Raw genomic sequence first — 21,525 nt, 5'->3', positions numbered from 1 at the left:
GTCTCCGGTCTTCAGTCTCCGGTCAAGAGTGGTCGATAGCGACTAATTAAAAGGAAGCAGAATGAGAAAGTTTGAAGATCTCCGTGTGTGGCAGGATGCTCGTGTTTTTGTTGTTGAAATTTATTCTTTAACAAGGGACCTGAAAGATTGGGAATTCAAAGATCAACTTCAACGTGCGGCGGTTTCCATTATGAATAATATTGCGGAAGGCTCTGATGCCGGTGGCGATGGAATATTCGTCCGATATTTGCATATTAGCTTAGGGAGTTGCAGCGAGGTGAAAAGTATGCTTTATTTGTGTGAGGATTTGCATTACTGTTCTCCGGAAAGAGCCAATGAACTACGAATAAAATTAAAACAGATTTCAAGTTCAGTAAATAAATTGATTAACTATTTAAAAACAGAATAATGACTACTATTTCGAGAAAATCGCCTGATGACCGGCGACCGGTGACCGGTGACAATAAGACCCGCAAAATTCCCGTGCGCCATCCCGTCGTCGAACTCGACGGCGACGAAATGACCCGTGTGATATGGTCATTCATCAAAGAACAACTGATTTTGCCGTATATCGAGGTGGATATAAAATATTATGACCTGGGCATTCAGCATCGGGATGAGACCGACGATCGGGTCACGGTCGAGGCTGCCGAAGCGATCAAAAAATATCATGTCGGCATCAAGTGCGCGACCATCACGCCCGATGAGGCGAGGGTGAAAGAGTTCGGGTTGAAGAAAATGTGGAAATCGCCTAACGGTACCATCCGTAATATCGTCGGCGGGACGGTTTTCCGCGAACCGATCATTTGTTCCAATATCCCCCGCTATGTACAGGGGTGGACAAAGCCCATCGTCATCGGGCGGCATGCGTTCGGCGACCAATATAAGGCGACGGATGTCGTGATAAAGGGCTGCGGAACGTTGCGTATGACGTTTACACCCGAAAACGGCGAAACGCAAAGTTGGGATGTCTTTGATTTCAACGGCGACGGTGTGGCGATGGCGATGTATAATACCGACGAATCGATTTACGGGTTTGCCCGTTCGTCTTTTCAAATGGCTTTAGCCAAGAAGTATCCGCTTTATCTGTCGACCAAGAATACGATACTCAAAGCGTATGACGGTCGTTTTAAGGATATCTTCCAGGAGGTGTATGAAAAGGAGTTTAAGGATGCTTTTCAAGCGGCAGGGTTGACCTATGAGCATCGTCTTATCGATGACATGGTCGCTTCCGCCATGAAATGGAATGGCGGGTTCGTGTGGGCGTGCAAGAACTACGACGGCGATGTGCAGTCCGATACGGTCGCCCAGGGCTTCGGGTCGTTGGGAATGATGTCGTCGGTGTTGGTGACGCCCGACGGCAAGACCGTGGAAGCCGAAGCTGCGCATGGGACGGTCACGCGCCATTACCGCCTTCATCAACGCGGGGAAGAGACCTCTACCAATCCCATTGCCTCGATTTTCGCTTGGACGCGGGGGTTGGCGCATCGCGGCAAGCTCGATGATAACCAGGCATTGATTCATTTCTGTGAAACACTCGAAAGAGTGTGTGTGGAAACGGTCGAAAACGGGCAAATGACGAAAGATCTCGCCCTGTTGGCTTATCCCGGTTCGCTGTCGAGGGACAAGTATCTCAATACACAGGAATTTTTATCGGTATTGAAAGAGAATCTCGATAAAGCATTATCATCGAGGGTGTATCAAAAGTAAAAACAGAAATGATTCTCCTGACTTCGACACTTTTAAAACTCTCTTTTTATAACCATCTCATATTTATATATTTGCGTATTTTGCGACACCAAAATGGGTGTCGCAAGCAAGAAAAGTCCTAATTTTGCGGTATGTATGTACGCAAAAAACGAAACAGGTCGGGCAGTACCAGTGTTGTTATCGTTGATAAAAGCACCGGCAAAATCCGTTATTTGAAAACAATCGGTACCAGTTCTGATGAAAAAGAAATTGAGATGTTTTATCAATCGGGCAAAAAATGGATTTCCAAGCAAGTTGGCGTGCGTGATATGTTCCGGGAAGCGCAACGAAAAGAAGAGGAAAAACAAGTTACCGAACATCTTTTGAGTAATATTGAAAACATCTTGCTTAATGGAACTCAACTGATACTGAATCAGGTTTTCAAACTTATTGGTTTTGACTCCATAGATGATGAGATATTGAAGCATTTGGTTATAGCACGACTGTGTCAGCCTTCAAGTAAGGCAGGTACGGTTGATTATCTTCAGTCTTATTTTGACGAAGATATTGAATTGCACAAGATTTACAGGTATCTTGACAAATTATACAACACACAGCAGGATAAGGTGCAAAGAATCAGTGTAGCGCACACTAAAAAGATTTTAGGAGGTGCCATTGGGCTTGTGTTTTACGACGTAACCACGCTCTATTTTGAAACGGATGAGAGCGACGACTTGCGGGAAAGGGGCTTTTCCAAAGACGGTAAACACGCCCAACCGCAGATTGTTTTAGGTTTGTTGGTCAGTAAAGGCGGCTATCCGTTGAGTTACTCGATTTTCAATGGTTCTCAATACGAAGGACGAACAATGATTCCAATCGTAGAAGATTTTGTGAAACGCTTCGATTTGGAAGATTTTGTGGTTGTAGCCGATTCGGGATTGATGAATAAAAGCAATATCTCTCTTTTAGAATCAGGCGGCTACAAATACATTATCGGGGCAAGGATAAAGAATGAAAACGAAGAAATCAAGCAATGGATTTTATCGTTGAAAAAGCAGGACGGACTATTTCATGAACTTGTCAAGTTGGCCCAATCACGCTTGGTTGTGGGTTATACCGACAAACGGGCAAAGAAAGATAAATATAACCGCGAAAAGGGAATAAAACGCTTGAAATCAGCCTGTAAAAGCGGACAGCTTACCAAAGAAAACATCAACAAGCGCGGTTATAACAAGTTTTTGGAAATATCTGATAATGTAAAAGTTTCAATCAATCAAGAGAAAATCATCGAAGACGAGAAATGGGACGGTTTGAAAGGTTACATCACCAACACAGACCTGCCTGCAAAAGAAGTTTACGAGCAATACAGCGGGCTGTGGCAGGTTGAAAACGCGTTTAGGGTAACTAAGGGCAAAATTGAGTTACGACCAATGTTTCACTTTACCCATGAACGGATAGAGGCGCATGTTTGCCTCTGTTTCGTGGCATACAAGGTTTATAAGGAATTGGAACGAATATTGAAAAACAACAATATAGGCTTGAGTGTGGATAAAGTTTTGAATATTTCCAAAACAATTACTACCTTGAAAATCAGGTTGCCACTCAGTGGCGAAACGCTTACCAAAACCATGCTGCTGACAGCTCGGCACAAGTCTATCGCCCGATTGTTCGACCCTGATTTCTGGAAAATCGGTTAGGGTGTCGCATTGTCGAAGTCAGGAAATGGAATGGCGGGTTCGTGTGGGCGTGCAAGAACTACGACGGCGATGTGCAGTCCGATACGGTCGCCCAGGGCTTCGGGTCGTTGGGAATGATGTCGTCGGTGTTGGTGACGCCCGACGGCAAGACCGTGGAAGCCGAAGCTGCGCATGGGACGGTCACGCGCCATTACCGCCTTCATCAACGCGGGGAAGAGACCTCTACCAATCCCATTGCCTCGATTTTCGCTTGGACGCGGGGGTTGGCGCATCGCGGCAAGCTCGATGATAACCAGGCATTGATTCATTTCTGTGAAACACTCGAAAGAGTGTGTGTGGAAACGGTCGAAAACGGGCAAATGACGAAAGATCTCGCCCTGTTGGCTTATCCCGGTTCGCTGTCGAGGGACAAGTATCTCAATACACAGGAATTTTTATCGGTATTGAAAGAGAATCTCGATAAAGCATTATCATCGAGGGTGTATCAAAAGTAAAAACAGAAATGATTCTACTTCCGATGTGTAAATTTTTCAAGTTACAACCTGTTACTCACACTCTTTTAATGACAACTTGTGAGACATCCTCTTAATTTTATCTATTTCCCCGACAGCCGATTGATGGTCTTTTTCACTTCATTCTGAATCGCCGCGTCTGTCTCCGAAGGAAGAATTTGAGCTAATTGTTCAAGAAGATATTCTTTGCGGTAAGAATAAGTAAACCATCCGAGGGCTTCCGCAGCCGTTTTCCGCAGTTCTGCGTCATCCGTACGGTCGCGGAGGACGGTCAGTAAAAGGTCTGCTTCGTCCGAAGCGGGATGGTTCCGGAATCGTGATACCTCCGATATCCGTTCTTTTAGTTTGGCCGATTTATCGGTGATAAGCGCCATATCTTGTTGTTTGCTTTTGTTAGCCGAACGGATGGATTCGAGGGCCTTATCCAGCATTTCACGGGAATAGAAGGGTCGCCCTTCGGCCTGTTTGATCAATTCGCTTTCCAGTTTATCGAGATTCTGCATGCGCAAGCCGGAGGATATCTTGAAAGCGATTCGCTTCGAGGTATTGTCGTTGAGTATGGCTTTAGCCACCACCGGCAATAAGCGTTCCGATCCGTTTTTGGCGATCCATTCGAAAGCGAAACGCTTTGTTAACTCATAACTGTCCGCCGAAGCAGCTTCCAATACATCCACAAACGCATCGTCATCGATTTGCGATAAAAGCGTCGCGCATTCGAGGCGAACGATCATACTCGAGGAGTCGAAGAACGTTTTTTTCAGGAGTTCGCTGATTTCCGGATAGTCATTATCATACAGCATTCGTAAAGCGATAGCCTGTATATCGACGGAAGGAGATTCCAACGCTTTTTTCCAGAAACGGATATCGTTCCGGTGGGTCGTAAGCGCCTCGTTGATATCGATCGCTTCGGTCGTGTTCTTGGCAAACCGGAAGGTGGGATCTCCGAGAATATGCGTCTCCAGATAATGGGTGTATTTTCCCCATTGTCCCACCCGCAGTCCGTGGGGCAGCAATCCCAGAAATTCATCCGGCCATTTATCCTGAATGGTATTCACGGTGTTGCCTTGCGTAACGATAGTTTTGCCGTCGTTGAACAAATAAGCTCCGGCAATATATTCATCTTCATAAAACGAACCGTTATAACATGCGTCGAACATCACGAAGCGTGCATTGGGCGTTATGGACAATAAGTCTTGCACTGTAATATCGAGCGAAGCGTTCAGGAGCGAATCCTTTTGTTGGAGTTCCGGATCGAAGGCTTCTTCGCACCATTCGCGCGGAACACCCAGCGACGACATATAGTAAGCGATTGTTTCTTCTTTATCTTTCCCCTTATTGACTGCCGAGGATATTTTACTGCGAAGGAACTGTTTGATATTGTCTATCGATGTATTCACATCGCTGCCTTCCTTATACCCGTTTACATACTGCAAATCATTCGAACCGTGATGGTGGAAGAGCATGACATCGAGATCGGGGCGCATGATCTCATTCAACCAGTAGGGTTTCATGGGCCAATAGGAATCAAAATCCGTGAACTTTACGAAGCTTCCGGGATTGAATAAAGACGGGAACTGTTCCCTGAGAGCCAGTTGTTCTCCCGACCAGGCCACCCTCGATTCGGAATTATATCCGTGGCCGCGCGAAACGGTAAGCTGATCGATACGATTATCCTTTTCCGCCGATTTCACCGTCACTACTTTTGTCAGGTAATCGCGCAATTGGGCGTATTTGTCTTTTTTGCCTTTTTCCAACGGTTTGATACGCGCCGTATAGATGTCGGAGTGGATAGACTGTTTCGAATCGGGGCGCAACGAATAATAGAAAAAGAGCGTCTTGACGGAATCTTGTTTGAGAAAATCGAAAGAGAGATCGAAGTCGTCATAGAATCGGTCGGAAGCAATACTCGATTGCTGCCAGTTTCGTTTCTGATTCATCTTGAAAGCCGAGGTCAGGTGTTGGGCATCCCTTACCATGACGATAGGGATGTCGCCGATAAAGACGGCGCCTTCTATGGGGCTTTTCTTTAATTCGTACAGTCGTTTCAGTTCCTGTTTGATGGAGTCCGGTTGGTGCCACCGGTCGACCACCAAATAGGTTTTTAACCCGTCCGCTTCGATAGATCGGGCATAGCGGGTGACTTCTTGTTGCGCTTGTGCATAGCTTGCGCTGTCGATGACGATGGCAAATCCGTGCGACAGATTCTTTGCCTGTAAAGATACGGCAAAGAAGAGCAGAGAGAGAATCAGTATTTTATACTTCATAATAAATTATTCTAAAATGTGCATCCCACGGTTGCGGAAATGCTTATCCGGTGGGGATGGTCGAAATGGGATGTTTGCAGCGTCGCCTTTGTATAATCCGCCTTTGCCGCTATGTACAGGGTCGAAGGCAACCGCCCCAATAATACCTGCTTGGAGAGTTTTGCGGCTACTTCTCCTGTCAAATAGTCCGCCGTTAAATATTCGCTGACGGGATAAGACCATTTATCAGCGAGGATGATTCCTTCGAAATCGGTTTTCGTCGAAAGATTCTTGCGATATCCTGCCTGCGCGTTCAAGCCCAATCGTAACCGGTTTCCCAACAGGAAGGTCTTTCCTCCTTCAACCGAAGCGAAAAGGTTGGAAAATTTTTGCAGTTTCATGTCGGGCAGAAGGGAGGTTTTCTGTTGTTCGAAAACGATATTTCCTCCGAGCGAATAATCGGCAAAACCGTCTTTTTCCTTTAAGACATCGTAATACGCTCCCGCACGGAGGGTATGCTGGCGGTATTGAACCGATTGATTGAAAATCTCCCAAACGCGTTGGCCGTTGGCATTGGTCGTGGGCTTTTGATCGTACCAAATCCCTTTCGAAGGTATATAGTCGAATGAGAATGTTCCTGTATGGATTACATCGTGAATACGGGCTGTAAAGATATCAGAGACAGAATAGGCTTGTTCTTTATAATCGCCCGATTTGAACGGGCTTGCGACACTGCCGTCTTCCGATTTTTCGAAGATATTTTTATAGCCTAACTGAAAGATGTTTTCAAAAGCTTCTTTCTTCCAGCCGAGTTGAATATGTCCACTGATTCCGTGCCCGTTGTACCGGCGCGAATGAGCGTTTCCCGAGTCGGGATAATAATTCCCCAATCCTTGAAATTGGAAAAAAGTAAAATAGGAAGACGTCTGGTACGATTCGATCGCGATGCTTTCGGCATATCCTTCGACACCCACGTCCGCCCCGATCGACCAGCGCGAAAAGCGGTACACAATACCCGGCCGGATGGAGTATCGGGCGGCGTCGATCAGCGGGCGCGGATCATTCTCGTCCGAAGACGTTCCGCCCTGATAGGTAGCGGAGACTCCCACGCTGATTTTCTCGTTTAGCGGCGCCGCCATGCCTGCCCGGATATCGAACCCTTCGTTCGTGTAATCTCCCCCGATGCTGTCTGCCAGCAGGTAAGGATTACCCGGTGAAGGCATCAACACATCTTTCCATTTTTGTCCTTTCAGCGAGGAAATGCCATAGGAAAAATGTCCGAAAAAATGAATTCGTCCGACCTGCTTGAATCCTTCCACCGATACTTTTCCCCCGTTCACGTTCTCGGCTTCGGTAAGATGCTTGTAAGAACCGGAAGTGGCTCCATACGCGGCCTGTAAATCCATGACGCCTCCGATTCCGAGGAATGCGACCGGATTTTGCACCCGTAGCCAAACGTGTTGCCGCGGCAGCAAGGAATAATCAGCCGGAAAGGATACGCTGTCTGTTTGAGCGTATCCTCCCGCGGCCGAGAGAAGGATCATCAATCCTAGAAAAATCCCTTTTCTGAATATCGATTTCATTAATCGGTTTGTCTTTTATTGATCGACCGTTGTCGGATGGACACCCGGAGTCGGTGTTTGATCTTTCAAGAAGTCTTCCGTCGAGTTATTCGTATCTTTATAGATCACTTTCCCGTCGATGATCTGCTTTGCTTTTCGGCGCACGCTTTTGCCGGAGTAAGACCCTGTGCTGATAAATGTAAAGCCTGCATCCAATTCGGTGAAAAGTCGCTTATTATGTCTGTCGGGTTCATGATGGATACATTCGACCGCCTCAATAATATATTCCTTTGGTATCAGCAAATATTCTGTTTTGTATGAACTTCCCGGCTTGGTGGAAAGATGTGCTGCGTCAGCGGCATAGGCTGCGGGGTCAATATTTTCAGGAAACTTGAAGAGTACCATGGCAGATCCGAATACCGAATACAATGCATCATTTGCAGATGTAGAAGAGGTATATAATACCTCTAAATTAGGAACGCCGGCAGCATCGGCATCTTTTCCTCCATTAATCTTTCCGACATACAATTCCCAATCGGCATTTCCCAAATTGACCGGAGAATTCGGATTACCTGCCGGGTCGGTTTTATGATCGATCCCGTCTTGTGCGATAACGATGCTTGTTCGTGGTTGAAGCGGATGATCTTGACCGGAACCTTTAAAATAAAAACTATAATTACCTAAAGGCATGGGATCGGGTAATTTTCCATCCTCACCGATCCATTCCGAAGGTGTTTTCCCCGCTGCCAGAGGATCTAATGCGCCAAAACCAATGTTATCCAAATAAATCACTTCATCGGAGTTGTTATAGATTTCAATGAACTGGTCGGAGAAGTAAGATTTTCCTCCTTCAGTAAGAGTGCCGGAGTAGTAAATTTCTTTAAAAACTAATCCTCCGGATAGAGAAGTTGCATGGAGTGAAAGGGTAACGGCTTTATCCTCCGCAATCGTTGTATTTTCTACTAATCCGTTAAATGCGAATTCTTCGGTTTCGAATACGGCGTTGAAAGAGTAAACCCCTGACACAAGCGAAAATGTTGCAACTCCTTTGGCGTCGGTTTTCGCCGATGTCGTTGTTCCCGTTTGGGTATTAGTAGCTTTCACTTCAATATCGGAAAGATTACTTTCGGAATATCCCGAAGGATATTGAACAGTAACGTTGACAGTATATTTCACCGCTTCTTCATCCTTTTCGCAGGAAGAGAAAAGCAATAGGAATGCCGCAAAAATAAGCGGAAGAACGCGCCATCCGTAACGGAATGCCGTTCCTTTTGATTGTTGATTATTACTTACGATTCTTTTCATATTCTATTATCTATCTAATTTATTGTTTTAAAATTTATATTGAATCTCTGCACCGAAATAGAATTCGGTATTTCTTCTCTTATATTCCGATGTCCGGTTGCTTTTATGCGACGGGTTCATCTTTAAAAAATTATTCGCCATAAAAGAGATGTTTAATTTGCGGGAAAACTCTTTCGTCAGACGAAGATTGAATTGTACAGCCGGAGGCAGGCTTTCTTCGACATATTCATACGAATACGTATTGGTGTTGCGGAAGCGGGAATATTTCGAATGCCCTTCGTATTCTTGTTTCCAAGCGTACTCCTGTCCGTTTTTGCTGATAAATCCTATGGGATCCACATACCGGGCTGTTTCCATATCCTGAAAAGCCGAGGCATCGTATACTCTCTCTCCGTTGTCATTGTAGTAATATACCAGGGAGTTTCCCTCTTTATCTTCCCATCGCTCTTTTTCCCGTTGATTCCAGATGATCTGGGGCGTAAAGGATATAATCATTTTCAGTTCCGGGATATGGGTAATCATACGGATGTTCGTATTAAGGCGTTGGCGGATTTTCTTTTCTCCCGCAGGCATGATGGTGATATACGAATCATCCTTTCCCTTAATATTATCGTAAAAGAATCTTTTGACGTAAGACGGACTTGTCTTATAGGATTCTTCAAACAACCATGCTCCGTCAATGACGAAAGATGTTCGGATGGATTTGATTTGACCGATTTGTATCACATATTCCAACCCCTTCTTTATGAGCGTCTGATTATTTGCCGGAGTCATATAAGTATATACTGCGGTATCCATCTCCGAGGCCGCTTGTAAACGGTCTTCGCCTTCATAGTAATATACTTCGCCATTGTCGAATTCCGGACGTTTACCTTTTCCTGCGGGGATGGCGTATCTTCGATAAGGGGCGAGATAGGGGGCGTATGAATACGTCAGCCCGTCTTTCAATTTCTCGTAAAAGCCGGTGATCGATACCGATACTTTTTTAACCTCGAAAGAAAGCCCGATCTCGTTCTTCGTACTGCGGGCCGGCTTCAGTTCCGGGTTCGTCGTGTCAAGGACTTTGGTGGTAATCAATGCCATCGACGAATTGTCGGGATCGTAATAATTGACGCTGATATTGTCAAAATACGCTTTATCGGGAGCAATATAAGATAAGGTGGGCATTTTGGCGGAGACACCGTATCCGAAATTGATACTCAGGCGGTCGAACAAGTGATTATTTTCCTTATTGAGAATCTCCCAAGAAGTGTTTAGCCGTGGTTCTACCGATGAATAGTTACCCGGCTGAATTTGTGAAAACCGAACGCCGGCTTGGGCGGTAAGGACGGTCTTGCCTATGGGTTGGATGAGCTTGTCTTCGACGAATAAAGCATAATTATGTAATACCGGCAGATCCTTTTGTGCCCGGGGGCGGATACTCGATTCGAGCGTAGACATCGGCGGTGTAGACAAATCATATTGAAGGCCCTCTCCATTATTGCCGTTGACGGCCATGTCGAATCCTCCTACCAATGAATTGACCGTATTACCGAATTGCCGGTTCAGGCTCCCTTTTATCTTGGCGAAAAAATTATACGGCTTCCCATCGGTCGTGTATTCACTGTAATATACTCCCGGTAGATAGTTTTCTTCAAACACTCCGTCAACGTAGGAGGTGGGATAGGGGACGACCCCTGTGGTAAGCGATTGTTCCTGTTTTACATAATTTTCCGCCCAGGAGTAATCCCCCGATAAGCTATATTCCAAATTCGTAATCCATGACTTGCGCAGCATCCATTTACCGCTTATGCCTCCACGGATTCCTTTGTTGGACGAACGGATGGCTTCCAGCTTATTTAATTGGGCATTCGTTTTATTTTCGTCAACCGTTTGGAAATAAGAAAGCCGGAAATTCAAATCCAACGGCTTCGTGTTTTCCATAAACGTGTTCGAATAAATGGCGGTTCCCGTCAAGCGTTTATATCCGCGATATTTATAACGAGTATCGTTATACGCCTGGGCATAATCTGTCGAGATATTCAATGTCCCGGTGCGGTTGGGCAAACGGAAACCTTTGGATAAGGAGGCTATCTTCGTGTTCGGATCAATGTTGGCTTTCACCCTCCACGGCTGGGCGCCCATTTTCGTTTTCACCAATACCACGCCGGAAGTAAGGTTTCCGTACTCCGAAGAAGGGATTCCCCGGATAACTTCCACCTCTTCGATATTATCGGCTGAGATTTCCCGGAGGTCTACACCCCGGCCGACCGTGTTGGCCGCCGTCGACAAATTCCCGGATCGGGAAGTGTTGACGGTTTGCATATTCGCGTCGTTCGACATCGGCGCGCCGTCCACCATCACAAGCGTACCCAATGCACTATTGGGATTGTCGGAAATCTCCCGCATCTTGACTTGTCCCGGTGAGGCCAGCGTCGGGTTTTCGGTTATCTGCCCCGGTAAGAGTTGAAAAATATCGGTAAGACTTTTCGGCTGAATATGTTCGATGGCCGTCGTCTGTATTTTTGAGGATGATCCCAGTTTGCCTTGCGTAGCCGTTACCGTTACTTGTTCCAGGGCAAGGCTTACGGGTTGTAGCTTTTCCCTCCATCCGTCGATATTCGAACGAAGCGTTTGTCTGACGGTTTTGTCCTTATATCCTAATAACCGGAATAAAAATGTATAATTCCCATCGGGCACATTTTCAAAAGAAAATCGCCCCTGGTCGTCAGATACGGCCCAGATATCGAGTCCGTCGATGATGACCATCGCCATTTCAACCGGGTTCCCGTCAATGGAATCCGTGACTACTCCCTGAATGCTGAAACCGTTATTTTGAGCGTTTACGCTGCCACCGTAACAACACATGAACAGGCCCCCCATGAGGAATATCGCTTTGCAAGAAGATAAAATTTTTTTCATTATTAAAAAAGGATGTCCTCTTTATGTAAAACTTCCGGATAAAGCTTCATCCCATAATCTTTTTGAGGTAAGTATATAAGACGGCAAAAACCGAACGAAAAGGAAGAGGCTGTAAACCCTCCCTTTCGTCGGTATAAAATATATCCGGTAATCCCGTAAAAATCCTGTTTATTTACTATTCTGCACCTCCCGATTAAAAATGTTTAGGCAGGACTTAGTTTGTAAATGACGGGATCGACAGGACGGTTATAAATGTTTTGAGGCGCAGAAGGAAGCCTCTTTCTTTTTTCGGCCCTTTTAGCGAGTCCCTCAATATATCTCTCGCATTGTTTCAACCGGTCGTATCCGAGCATGATGCCCAGAATAAAGTCCTCTTCGCACGTATAATCGCATAAGCGCTTTTGGCCAATCGTGCGGATGACGTCGACGCAAGCCTTTGCTCCGAAGAAGACATTTATTTTCCGATCGGTAACCGGCATGAACATATAATCGACCTGCATTTTGGTTAATTTCTTCTCGATGGCCTCTTTTTTTGATACCTCAAAGGTGTACAAAGCCATGTTGCGAAGGCCTTTTTTATGCTCATACAACAGATGCGTGAATACGTCCATTCCGGGTTAATCCAGATACTGTTTCAAATCGTTTACCCAAGCATCGATGCGGCTTTCAGTCAAATCGCTTTCATTGTCGGCATCGAGGGCAAGTCCCACGAATTTTCCGTCTCTCACCGATTGCGAGTCATCGAAAGTATAACCGTCGGTCGAAACTTCCCCAACGAATTGAGCGCCGGTTTGGGCGAAATCATCGTAAAGAATTCCGATAGCATCTACAAACGTGTCGGGATATCCGGCCGAATCTCCTACTCCAAACAACGCAATTGTTTTGCCTTGCAGCTTCAGGTTTTTGATTTTGGACGAGAAAACATCCCAATCGTCTTGCAACTCGCCTACACTCCACGTAGAAGTGCCAAGAAGCAACACGTCCGCCGATTCGAAATCTTCGACCGTAGCGTCGCTTACATCGATTAATTTTGGGGAATAGTCTGCCAGTTTATCGGCAATCAACTCCGCAGCTTCGCGGGTGTTATCGGTACTTGAACCGTAAATAATTGCTATTGATTTCATCTTTTATTTTAATCTTTAATTTAAAAATACAAAGTAAAGGTATAAAATAATAGCGGTCAATCATCAAAAATAATGACTTTCTTATGAAAAATACCTAGAAATAGGGATGCCATTAAAGCAATCTTCATCAACCTCTCTAAATCTACTGCTTCAATAATCTTTACTCAATCGATAAACCGCTTCGTCAGGTCGTCGTAAGCGTCAATGCGCCGGTCGCGGAGGAAAGGCCACCATCGGCGGACGTTTTCTGTGCGGGTTTTGTCAATCTCGATAATTGCGTCGGCTTCCTGATCATCGGGAGCCTCATAGAGTAACTCGCCTTGTGGGCCGGACACAAAGCTATTTCCCCAGAACGTAATACCATTGGTTTGTCCCGAAGGATCGGGCTCGAAGCCAACGCGGTTGACGGCGATTACCGGGATGGCGTTCGTAACGGCGTGCGCGCGTTGCACCGTTATCCACGCTTGGCGTTGGCGGTTCTTTTCTTTTTCGTCGTCAGAAGATTCCCAGCCGATGGCGGTCGGGTAGATGAGTACTTCGGCGCCCGCGAGAGTCATCAGCCGAGCGGCTTCCGGGTACCACTGGTCCCAACAAATAAGGACTCCGAGTCGCCCGACCGATGTGCTGATCGGCGTGAAACCCAGATCGCCGGGCGTGAAATAAAACTTTTCGTAATACGCCGGGTCGTCGGGGATATGCATTTTGCGGTATTTCCCGGCAATGGTACCGTCTTTCTCTATCACCACCGCTGTATTATGATATAGTCCGGCGGCACGCTTCTCAAAGAGCGATAACACAATTACTACGCCGAGCTCTTTGGCCAACCGGCCGAACGATTCGGTAGACGGGCCGGGGATGGATTCGGCCTGATCGAATACCGAAACGTTTTCCGTTTGGCAGAAATACAGGCCATTGTGCAACTCCTGCATCACAATCAGGTCGGCGCCTTGGGCCGCAAGGCTGCGTATCTTCTTCTGTAACCGAACAATATTCTCTTCGATATTGAGCGTGTTGTGCTGCTGTATAATTCCTATTTTCATTTTGTAGCTGTTGAAAGTCGAAAGTCAAAAGTCGGACGTCTAATGTCGAAAGGCGACGAGGAACGCGTTTTAAAGAAATCCCTCGGGAAACTGCATGGCGATACAGTGCAGCGATCCGTGCTGTTTAATCAGGGCGCGGCAATCGATGGCAATGACTTCCCGTTCGGGGAATATGCGTTGCAGTTGCCGTTTCGCCCGGTCATCGGCCGGCGTTCCATAAGCCGGCATCAATACCGCTCCGTTGATGATAAGGAAATTGGCATACGTTGCCGGGAGTCGGCGCCCGTCGTGATATACCGGATCGGCCATGGGCAAAGGTACCAATGTGTATGGTTTGCCTTGCCATGTGGTGAACGTACGGAGTTGTTCCTCCATGCGTTGCAGTTCCTCAAAATGCTCATCGGTTTCATCCGTGCATTGTACGTAGGCGATCGTTTCTTCGTTGCAAAAGCGGGCCAGCGTATCGATATGGTTATCGGTATCGTCGCCTGCCAGATAGCCGTGGTGGAGCCATAGTACGCGCTCTATTCCTAATGTCTGTTTCAGCTTAACCTCGATATCCTGTTGCGTCATCGGTTGATTGCGGTTGGGCGCCAGCAGACAGGCTGATGTGGTGAGTAACGTCCCTTTTCCGTCATTCTCGATAGAGCCCCCTTCCAAAATAAAATGGAAGTGATTAAACTGCGATACTTCTCCATCAAAGAAGCCATTGAAATATAGTTTGGGTGTGATCTGATTATCGTAATTTGCGGGGAACTTCAATCCCCAGGCATTGAATTCGAAATCGAGGATGGCCGGGTTGTTTCGGATAAACACCGAAATACCTCCGTGATCACGGGCCCATGTATCGTTGCTCTCAATCTCCGCCGTGATAAGACGCCTTTGCTCCATTTTTGTAAAATAACGGGTGACTTGCTCTTTCTTGCGACAGACGACGAGCAGTTTTTCCCGTTTTAGAATCTCTTTCGAAAGCGCCACATAGCATTCGGTAACTTCCTCCAGCATATCGGCCCAGTCGGTTTCTTCATGCGGCCATGTGAGTTGTATGCCGCTTTGGGGATACCATTCCGGGGGGAAATAGATTCTATTATACAGATACATAACTTACCCTTCCATGTTGCCTCTGACGATACCCCTCATGGACGAACGCACAAACTCCAGGATGTGCTGCCTTTCGGGGGTCGAGGGCAATTCTCTTTCGATTCGTTCTATAGCTTGGGTGGTATTGTACCCCGATTGATACAGGTAGCGGTAAATCTCCTGTATACCGTTGATCTGTTCACTGTTGAATCCCCGTCTTCTCAGTCCGACGATATTCAATCCCATGAATGTAATCGGTTCGCGTCCCACCATGATGTACGGGGGAATATCTTTCGGTATTTTAGAGCCGCCTTGTATCATGGCATGCGCGCCGATTCTTGAAAATTGATGAACCAGCGTACCGCCGCTAAGGATGGCATAGCTGTCGATTTCAATCTCTCCGGCAAGCTGTGTTGAATTGCCGAGAATCACATGGTCGCTCAATTCACAATCGTGCGCCACATGACTATAAGCCATGATGAGGCAGTTGTTGCCGATTTTGGTAAATCCCTTCGAAGCTGTTCCCCGGTTGACGGTTGCGCATTCCCTGATCATCGTATTATCGCCGATGATGGCGACCGTTTCTTCTCCTTTAAACTTCAGGTCTTGCGGAATGCCGGCGATTGTGGCATGAGGAAATATCGTACAGTTCTTACCGATTCGAGCGCCGCTCAGCACGGTCGCTTGAGTCATGATGCGCGAGCCGTCGCCTATTTCGGTGTTTGCGTCGATATAGGCGAAAGGCTCAACGATGATATTCTTGCCGAGTTTGGCTTCGGGATGTATAAATGCTAAAGTTGATACCGTATTCATAATCTCTCAATATGGGTGCCGGATTATTTATTTTTAATGATCTGTGCCGTAAAATCGGCTTCGGATACTACTTTTTCACCGATGAATGCCAATCCCCGCATGGAAGAAATATTTCGTCGTAAGTCACTCGTCAGTTCAACCCGGAAGATGACTGTATCGCCCGGTACTACTTTATGCCGAAATTTCACATTGTCGATCTTGAGGAAATACGTAGAATAACGTTCCGGTTCATCCAGTTGCGACAGGACGAGTAACCCTCCCGTTTGCGCCATGGCTTCCACCAGCAGAACGCCCGGCATAATAGGTTCCTGGGGGAAATGCCCCATAAAGAAGGGTTCGTTGGTCGTCACGTTTTTCACTCCGACGATATATTTGTCCGTTTTACGGATAATTTTGTCGACCAATAAAAAAGGATATCGATGCGGAAGCAGTTCGCGGATGCGGTTATTGTCCATCAGCGGCTCCTCGTTTACATTATAGATAGGCGGTTGGACTTCATTGAGTTTTATATCTTTCCGAATTAACCTGGCTAATTGGTTGTTGATATGGTGTCCCGGCCGCGTAGCGATTAACCGTCCTTGGATCGGTTTTCCGATAAGGGCCATGTCACCGACAATGTCGAGTAGTTTGTGACGGGCGGGCTCATTCCGGAAAGCCAGTTTGCGATGATTGAGGTAACCCAATTCGTTGGCGTCGTGTCGTTGTACGTGAAGAGCGTCGGCGATTTCATCTAATTCCGGTTGCGACAGTTTCCGCTCATAAATAACGATGGCGTTGTCCAGATTACCGCCTTTTATAAGACCGGCCTGACGCAGTTGCTGTATCTCCCGCACAAAAACGAATGTCCGCGAAGGAGCAATTTCGGTTTCGTACTCCGACATATCGTCGAGGATCGCCGATTGGTTGGGGATGTACATCGAGTCGAATTCGATATACGAATTGATGCAAAAGCTATCGTCCGGCAACAGTGTTAGTTTGGAACCGGTTTCGGGGTCGGAAACCTCGAGTTTCTTGCGGACGATATAGAAGTCTTTGTCTTTTTTTTGTTCTACGATTCCCGCATTCTTAATGGCTTTTACATATTCGATGGCGCTTCCGTCCAAAATTGGAAATTCCGATGTGTTTACTTCGATCAGGCAATTATCGATCCCCAATGCATAGAGGGCGGAGAAAGCATGTTCAACGGTGCTGATTGTGACATCTCCCTTTCCTAAGACCGTACCTCTGCGGGTATTTACGACATTTTCCGCCAAAGCGTCTATCGTCGGTTGGTCGGGAAGATCTACTCGTTTAATCTTGTAACCGTGATCTTCTTCGGCCGGATGGAAGGATATGGTGATATTCAGCCCTGTATGCAGCCCTACACCTTTTAATGTAAAGCTGTTTTTTAACGTTCTTTGTTTCACTTTATCGATTTTTTTATTCTCTATAACTCTTTTTGCTGCAAATATACATGATAATTTTTTATTTCATCCACAGATGAATAAATAATTGTCTTCCGCCATGCGAACCATTTGTTGCGCGTGCACTGCGAACGATCGGCCGTTGGCTTTTGCCTCCGTTCGGTTTTTTTCTTACCTTTACGGTCCGACTGAATGAATTTATCAATAAAGATCGAAAATGAGAAACTGTTTTACTTGCCTGATCATTTTTACAATGAGTGTGTTATCGGTGCGCGCCGATGAAGGAATGTGGATGTTGCATCTGCTTAAAAAACAACAATATCCCGCCATGCGGCAACTCGGATTGAAGCTAGAGGATTACGATATTTATAATCCCGATGGGAGTTCGTTAAAAGATGCGGTCGTGCAATTCGGCTCAGGATGTACCGGAGAGGTAATCTCGTCGCAAGGATTGGTGTTGACCAATCACCATTGCGGATACGGACAAATTCAGCAGCACAGTACATTGGAAAACAACTATCTTGAAAACGGTTTTTGGGCGATGACGCAGGCGCAGGAATTACCCAATGACGGGCTGACCGTCACCTTTATCGATAAAATAGACGATGTGACCGACTATGTGAAAGCGTGTTTGTTGCGTGACAAGGAAAAAGATACCCACGGAGTGCTTTTCCTCTCTCCCGCTTATTTGAACGGCCTGGCACGCGAGCATGCCGGAAATGAATTCCTCGAAACCCATCCCGGAACTGCGGTCGAAATAAAGCCGTTTTTTAACGGTAACCGCTATTATATGTTTACGAAAAAGATTTATTCCGATGTGCGTTTGGTGGGAGCCCCGCCCAGCTCTATCGGAAAGTTCGGCGCGGATACCGATAACTGGATGTGGCCGAGGCATACGGGCGATTTCTCTCTCTTCCGTATCTATGCCGATAAAAACGGTAATCCGGCCGCTTATTCCCCCGACAACGTACCGTTGAAACCAAAACGCTGGCTGACGATTTCCACGCAAGGGGTGCAGGAAAATGACTTCGCCATGTTGTTGGGCTTTCCGGGAACGACGCATAAATATTACACTTCGTGGGAGGTTGCCGAAAGGCGTGATATCGATAATGCCGTGCGTATCCGCATGCGTGAAGTACGGCAGGAGGCGATGCTTGAAGAGATGCTGCGCGATCCGGGGGTAAAAATCCAATATGCCGCCAAATATTCGGGATCGACCAACGGGCACAAAAATGCCATCGGCTCGAATTGGGCGATTGATTTACGTGATTTGGAACAGGTGAAAAAGGAACAGCAAGACCGCCTTTTGGATTGGGCCGGGAAGAATAATCTTCTTCAGTATCCGGAGGCTATTGAGGCTATTGCCCGTATGGTGCAGGAGAGAGCGGATTTGCGTTACCGAGAGCGAATGCTGTCCGAAGGCATTCTTCGTGCGGTAGAATTTGTGTCGGTTCCGACTGCCGGCAGTAAAGCGCTTATCGCCGCTTTGAATAAAAAGGATGCGGCGGAGATTGAAAAACAAAAAAAACAGTTGAGCGACGATTACCGGAAGTTCGCAGATAAAGATTATAATGCGGCGGTCGATCGGAAAGTGGCGGCGGCCATGATTGCCGAATATATGGCATCGGTACCGAGGGAAAAACAGCCGGCTTGTTTTCAGGTTGTCTATGAAACCTTCGAAGGCGATGCGGGGCGGTTTGTGGAGGCACTCTTCGATCGTTCTGTTTTCGGAAGCGGGGAGAATCTGCAACAATTTTTATCGGGCCGTTTGGAGGCAACGACGCTGGAGGCCGATCCCATGCTTACTTTCGTGCGGGGTGTAAACGAAGAGTTCGTCCGGCTTCGTTCGCAGCTCAGCGCGTATGACGATGCTTTCGAGATCGCCCGGCGCACTTATATGGAAGGGATATTACGGATGGATGGCGAGGATGCCCATTTCCCCGATGCAAACCTGACCCTTCGTTTGTCGTATGGGCAAGTGAAAGGGTATCGTCCCCGCGATGCCGTTTCTTACGGCTATCAATCCACGATGGATGGAATGATGGAAAAAGAAGATCCCGAGAATTGGGAGTTTGTGGTACCCGGCAAGTTGAAAGAGCTATACCGTCGCGGCGATTTCGGCCGCTATGCCCGTGCAGACGGCAAGATGCCGGTGGCGTTTATTGCGACCACCCATACGACGGGAGGAAATTCGGGCAGCCCCGTGATGAACGGCAAAGGTGAACTGATCGGGATTAATTTCGACCGTAATTGGGAAGGCGTCGGCGGGGATATTCAATTCCTGCCCGACTATCAGCGAAGTATTATTGTGGATATCCGCTATGTGTTGTTTATCATTGATCGATATGCCGGAGCAACCCACCTTATAGAAGAGATGGATCTGCGGTAAGATGATGTACGATATTTATCCCCGTCTGTTTCGTTATTTTGTTTCCTGAACGACCTTTGAGCGGATGATGTTTGTCCACAGCGCATACGCTTCGGGCGTAAGATGTAATCCGTCGCCGGTGTACGACGCAATGAGCTTTCCGGAAGCGTCTGCGAAGTAGGAAAAGAGATTGATGAAAGGGATGTTCTCTGCATCGGCCAACGCTTTTAGTTTCCGGTTGAGCGAGGGGATACGCCCTTCTTTCCCTTTAAGACGGGAATAGCGCGCAAAATCGTTATTGACCGGTAAGACACTTTGGATATAGATTTCCGTTTGCGGCGAATCGTTTTTTACCGCCTGAATAATCTGCCGGTAATTATCGACGATGGTTTTCTCGTCTCGCGCCAGCGAAATATCATTGATTCCGGCCATGATAAAAAACTTTGCCGGTTGCGACTGTACGATTTCGTCGATGCGTGCCAACATGCCTTCGGTGTTATCTCCCGAAATGCCCCGGTTGACTACGTCGCTTCCCGGAAAATACGATTCCCATTCACCCGCTTGGGTGATGCTGTTGCCGAAGAAAACAATCTGCCCTTTTTGTAGCGGGTGCTCGCCGAAATAAGCCATACGGGTATTGTAGGTTTCGGTATGGAAATCTTCCACAATGGTTTTCGAAGAGGAACATTGGGCCAATAGGATGCTCCCCAACGCGATGGAGAGTAAGAAAAAGAACTCTTTGATTTTCATTTTTCTACTAAGGATAATTGGTGTTTGATCATTTCCCGTGTTTCGTCGCTTACCGCTACGAGCGGGAGGCGTAATACGTTTTCAGTAAGTCCTTTTAGGTGTAACATCGCTTTTACGCCGGAAGGATTTCCATCGCAAAATAGCAACCGGATCAATTCCGTGAAAGATTGTTCAATTTCTTCGGCTTTCGTCCATTGGTTGTCGAGAGCATGGTGTACCATTTTGCCGAAAGCATGCGGAAAGGCGTTTCCCAATACCGAAATAACGCCCGCTCCTCCGGCTCTGATAATGGGAAGGGTCATAGCATCATCGCCCGAAATAACCGAAAAGCCTTCGGGTGCTCCGGCGATAATTTCTTTCGCTTGCGCGAGATTACTCGAAGCTTCTTTGATAGCGATGATATTGCCGCACGATCGGGCAATGCGCAATGTGGTTTCCGCCGTCATGTTGACACCTGTCCGTCCGGGTACATTATAAAGAATAAGAGGTAGGGGCGACGCTTCCGATAAGGTGCAATAGTGACGGTATAATCCCTCCTGCGAAGGCTTGTTGTAATAAGGTGTTACCGACAAAACGGCGCTGATACCCGTCATGTCGATTGAGCGGAGTTTTTCCGCCAGGGCAACGGTGTTATTTCCTCCGACTCCCATTATCACCGGCACTTTCCCTCGGACCGTGTCGGTAACAAAACGAATAATGTCCGACTGTTCCCGTTCGGAAAGAGTCGGTGTTTCGGCAGTGGTACCGAGGGCTACCAGGTAATCAACGCCGCCGTCGAGGAGATAATCCAACAATTTATGCAGCGCGTTGTAGTCCACTGAATAATCTGCATGAAAAGGAGTGGCCAATGCAACGCCTAATCCTTTTAATTTTACATTTGGCATGGAATGTCTGTTATTTCTTGCAATTTACTTCTTTAAGAAACAGGTTGTATACAAATTGTTCTTAATTACGCAAAGGTACATAATTTTTAAAACCTTACAAAGAAAAGATGGACGATGAAAGATGAACGATGAAAGATGAATGATGAATGATGAA

General features: G+C 46.8%; 16 protein-coding genes and 1 pseudogene. 5 read left to right on the top strand and 12 right to left on the bottom strand.

Annotation, left to right across the window (positions count from 1 at the left end; genetic code table 11):
- The first annotated feature begins 61 nt into the window (after positions 1 to 61).
- The 4 genes and pseudogenes from ABNK31_RS16005 to ABNK31_RS15990 all read left to right on the top strand — a co-directional run.
- The gene (locus ABNK31_RS16005) at positions 62 to 409 is read left to right on the top strand and encodes a four helix bundle protein (protein WP_418893433.1); all 348 of its coding nucleotides are present in this window, start codon (positions 62 to 64) and stop codon (positions 407 to 409) included.
- A 110-nt stretch (positions 410 to 519) separates the two neighbouring features.
- Positions 520 to 1,710, top strand: coding sequence for an NADP-dependent isocitrate dehydrogenase (locus ABNK31_RS16000; RefSeq protein ID WP_418895430.1), 1,191 nt, complete (start codon positions 520 to 522; stop codon positions 1,708 to 1,710).
- A 131-nt stretch (positions 1,711 to 1,841) separates the two neighbouring features.
- A complete protein-coding gene (locus ABNK31_RS15995) occupies positions 1,842 to 3,386 on the top strand; it encodes an IS1634 family transposase (RefSeq protein WP_418892868.1) in 1,545 nt (514 codons plus the stop codon).
- Between the two features lie 23 nt (positions 3,387 to 3,409).
- Positions 3,410 to 3,880 (top strand): annotated as a pseudogene (locus ABNK31_RS15990) (isocitrate/isopropylmalate family dehydrogenase); the annotation flags it as partial.
- Between the two features lie 101 nt (positions 3,881 to 3,981).
- On the opposite strand, the gene ABNK31_RS15985 reads toward ABNK31_RS15990, so the two are convergent.
- The 10 genes from ABNK31_RS15985 to ABNK31_RS15940 form a co-directional block, all read right to left on the bottom strand.
- Complete coding sequence (locus tag ABNK31_RS15985) at positions 3,982 to 6,162, bottom strand: HEAT repeat domain-containing protein (protein WP_418893432.1); 2,181 nt, start codon at positions 6,160 to 6,162, stop codon at positions 3,982 to 3,984.
- Positions 6,163 to 6,173: 11 nt separating this feature from the next.
- Complete coding sequence (locus ABNK31_RS15980) at positions 6,174 to 7,724, bottom strand: DUF6850 family outer membrane beta-barrel protein (protein WP_418893431.1); 1,551 nt, start codon at positions 7,722 to 7,724, stop codon at positions 6,174 to 6,176.
- Between the two features lie 15 nt (positions 7,725 to 7,739).
- Entirely contained in the window at positions 7,740 to 9,008 is a 1,269-nt protein-coding gene (locus ABNK31_RS15975; protein ID WP_418893430.1) for a DUF4876 domain-containing protein, read from the bottom strand.
- A gap of 27 nt (positions 9,009 to 9,035) precedes the next feature.
- Entirely contained in the window at positions 9,036 to 11,909 is a 2,874-nt protein-coding gene (locus ABNK31_RS15970) for a TonB-dependent receptor (protein ID WP_418893429.1), read from the bottom strand.
- 203 nt (positions 11,910 to 12,112) lie between these two features.
- Positions 12,113 to 12,520 carry a DUF2023 family protein gene (locus tag ABNK31_RS15965; RefSeq protein WP_418893428.1) on the bottom strand — a complete coding sequence of 136 codons (408 nt, stop codon included), beginning with the start codon at positions 12,518 to 12,520 and terminating at the stop codon, positions 12,113 to 12,115.
- Positions 12,521 to 12,526: 6 nt separating this feature from the next.
- Positions 12,527 to 13,033: a flavodoxin gene (locus ABNK31_RS15960; protein ID WP_418893427.1), complete on the bottom strand. Its 507-nt coding sequence runs from the start codon at positions 13,031 to 13,033 to the stop codon at positions 12,527 to 12,529.
- A gap of 164 nt (positions 13,034 to 13,197) precedes the next feature.
- Positions 13,198 to 14,073 (bottom strand): carbon-nitrogen hydrolase, encoded by an 876-nt coding sequence (locus tag ABNK31_RS15955; RefSeq protein WP_418893426.1) that lies wholly within the window; start codon positions 14,071 to 14,073, stop codon positions 13,198 to 13,200.
- Between the two features lie 69 nt (positions 14,074 to 14,142).
- A complete protein-coding gene (locus ABNK31_RS15950) occupies positions 14,143 to 15,168 on the bottom strand; it encodes an agmatine deiminase family protein (RefSeq protein ID WP_418895429.1) in 1,026 nt (341 codons plus the stop codon).
- A 9-nt stretch (positions 15,169 to 15,177) separates the two neighbouring features.
- Positions 15,178 to 15,966 (bottom strand): acyl-ACP--UDP-N-acetylglucosamine O-acyltransferase, encoded by a 789-nt coding sequence (gene lpxA, locus ABNK31_RS15945; protein ID WP_418893425.1) that lies wholly within the window; start codon positions 15,964 to 15,966, stop codon positions 15,178 to 15,180.
- 23 nt (positions 15,967 to 15,989) lie between these two features.
- On the bottom strand, positions 15,990 to 17,381 hold the full coding sequence (locus ABNK31_RS15940) for a bifunctional UDP-3-O-[3-hydroxymyristoyl] N-acetylglucosamine deacetylase/3-hydroxyacyl-ACP dehydratase (protein ID WP_418895428.1): 1,392 nt from the start codon (positions 17,379 to 17,381) through the stop codon (positions 15,990 to 15,992).
- A gap of 205 nt (positions 17,382 to 17,586) precedes the next feature.
- Here ABNK31_RS15940 and ABNK31_RS15935 point away from each other — a divergent pair, with 205 nt between their 5' ends.
- The gene (locus tag ABNK31_RS15935; RefSeq protein ID WP_418893424.1) at positions 17,587 to 19,758 is read left to right on the top strand and encodes a S46 family peptidase; all 2,172 of its coding nucleotides are present in this window, start codon (positions 17,587 to 17,589) and stop codon (positions 19,756 to 19,758) included.
- A gap of 33 nt (positions 19,759 to 19,791) precedes the next feature.
- Here the strand turns inward: ABNK31_RS15935 and ABNK31_RS15930 are convergent, their stop codons facing one another.
- Both ABNK31_RS15930 and dapA read right to left on the bottom strand, forming a co-directional pair.
- A complete protein-coding gene (locus ABNK31_RS15930) occupies positions 19,792 to 20,487 on the bottom strand; it encodes a GDSL-type esterase/lipase family protein (protein WP_418893423.1) in 696 nt (231 codons plus the stop codon).
- Positions 20,484 to 21,371: a 4-hydroxy-tetrahydrodipicolinate synthase gene (dapA, locus tag ABNK31_RS15925; RefSeq protein ID WP_418893422.1), complete on the bottom strand. Its 888-nt coding sequence runs from the start codon at positions 21,369 to 21,371 to the stop codon at positions 20,484 to 20,486. The genes ABNK31_RS15930 and dapA overlap by 4 nt, the downstream gene beginning before the upstream one ends.
- Between the last annotated feature and the right edge of the window lie 154 nt (positions 21,372 to 21,525).

The organism is Limibacterium fermenti, from assembly GCF_041902845.1.
GTDB classification, from domain to species: Bacteria; Bacteroidota; Bacteroidia; order Bacteroidales; family Dysgonomonadaceae; genus Limibacterium; species Limibacterium fermenti.
The sequence above is the reverse complement of the archived record's forward strand: the minus strand, read 5'-3'. Positions and strand labels throughout refer to the sequence as shown.

What these genes read in the sequence shown, in the direction of transcription:
- ABNK31_RS15955 (WP_418893426.1), bottom strand. Translation starts at nt 14,073, where the DNA reads ATGAAAATAGGAATTATACAGCAGCACAACACGCTCAATATCGAAGAG.
- ABNK31_RS15975 (WP_418893430.1), bottom strand. Translation starts at nt 9,008, where the DNA reads ATGAAAAGAATCGTAAGTAATAATCAACAATCAAAAGGAACGGCATTC.
- ABNK31_RS15935 (WP_418893424.1), top strand. Translation starts at nt 17,587, where the DNA reads ATGAGAAACTGTTTTACTTGCCTGATCATTTTTACAATGAGTGTGTTA.
- ABNK31_RS15985 (WP_418893432.1), bottom strand. Translation starts at nt 6,162, where the DNA reads ATGAAGTATAAAATACTGATTCTCTCTCTGCTCTTCTTTGCCGTATCT.
- ABNK31_RS16005 (WP_418893433.1), top strand. Translation starts at nt 62, where the DNA reads ATGAGAAAGTTTGAAGATCTCCGTGTGTGGCAGGATGCTCGTGTTTTT.
- lpxA (WP_418893425.1), bottom strand. Translation starts at nt 15,966, where the DNA reads ATGAATACGGTATCAACTTTAGCATTTATACATCCCGAAGCCAAACTC.
- ABNK31_RS15960 (WP_418893427.1), bottom strand. Translation starts at nt 13,033, where the DNA reads ATGAAATCAATAGCAATTATTTACGGTTCAAGTACCGATAACACCCGC.
- ABNK31_RS15930 (WP_418893423.1), bottom strand. Translation starts at nt 20,487, where the DNA reads ATGAAAATCAAAGAGTTCTTTTTCTTACTCTCCATCGCGTTGGGGAGC.
- ABNK31_RS16000 (WP_418895430.1), top strand. Translation starts at nt 520, where the DNA reads ATGACCCGTGTGATATGGTCATTCATCAAAGAACAACTGATTTTGCCG.
- ABNK31_RS15970 (WP_418893429.1), bottom strand. Translation starts at nt 11,909, where the DNA reads ATGAAAAAAATTTTATCTTCTTGCAAAGCGATATTCCTCATGGGGGGC.
- dapA (WP_418893422.1), bottom strand. Translation starts at nt 21,371, where the DNA reads ATGCCAAATGTAAAATTAAAAGGATTAGGCGTTGCATTGGCCACTCCT.
- ABNK31_RS15980 (WP_418893431.1), bottom strand. Translation starts at nt 7,724, where the DNA reads ATGAAATCGATATTCAGAAAAGGGATTTTTCTAGGATTGATGATCCTT.
- ABNK31_RS15995 (WP_418892868.1), top strand. Translation starts at nt 1,842, where the DNA reads ATGTATGTACGCAAAAAACGAAACAGGTCGGGCAGTACCAGTGTTGTT.
- ABNK31_RS15965 (WP_418893428.1), bottom strand. Translation starts at nt 12,520, where the DNA reads ATGGACGTATTCACGCATCTGTTGTATGAGCATAAAAAAGGCCTTCGC.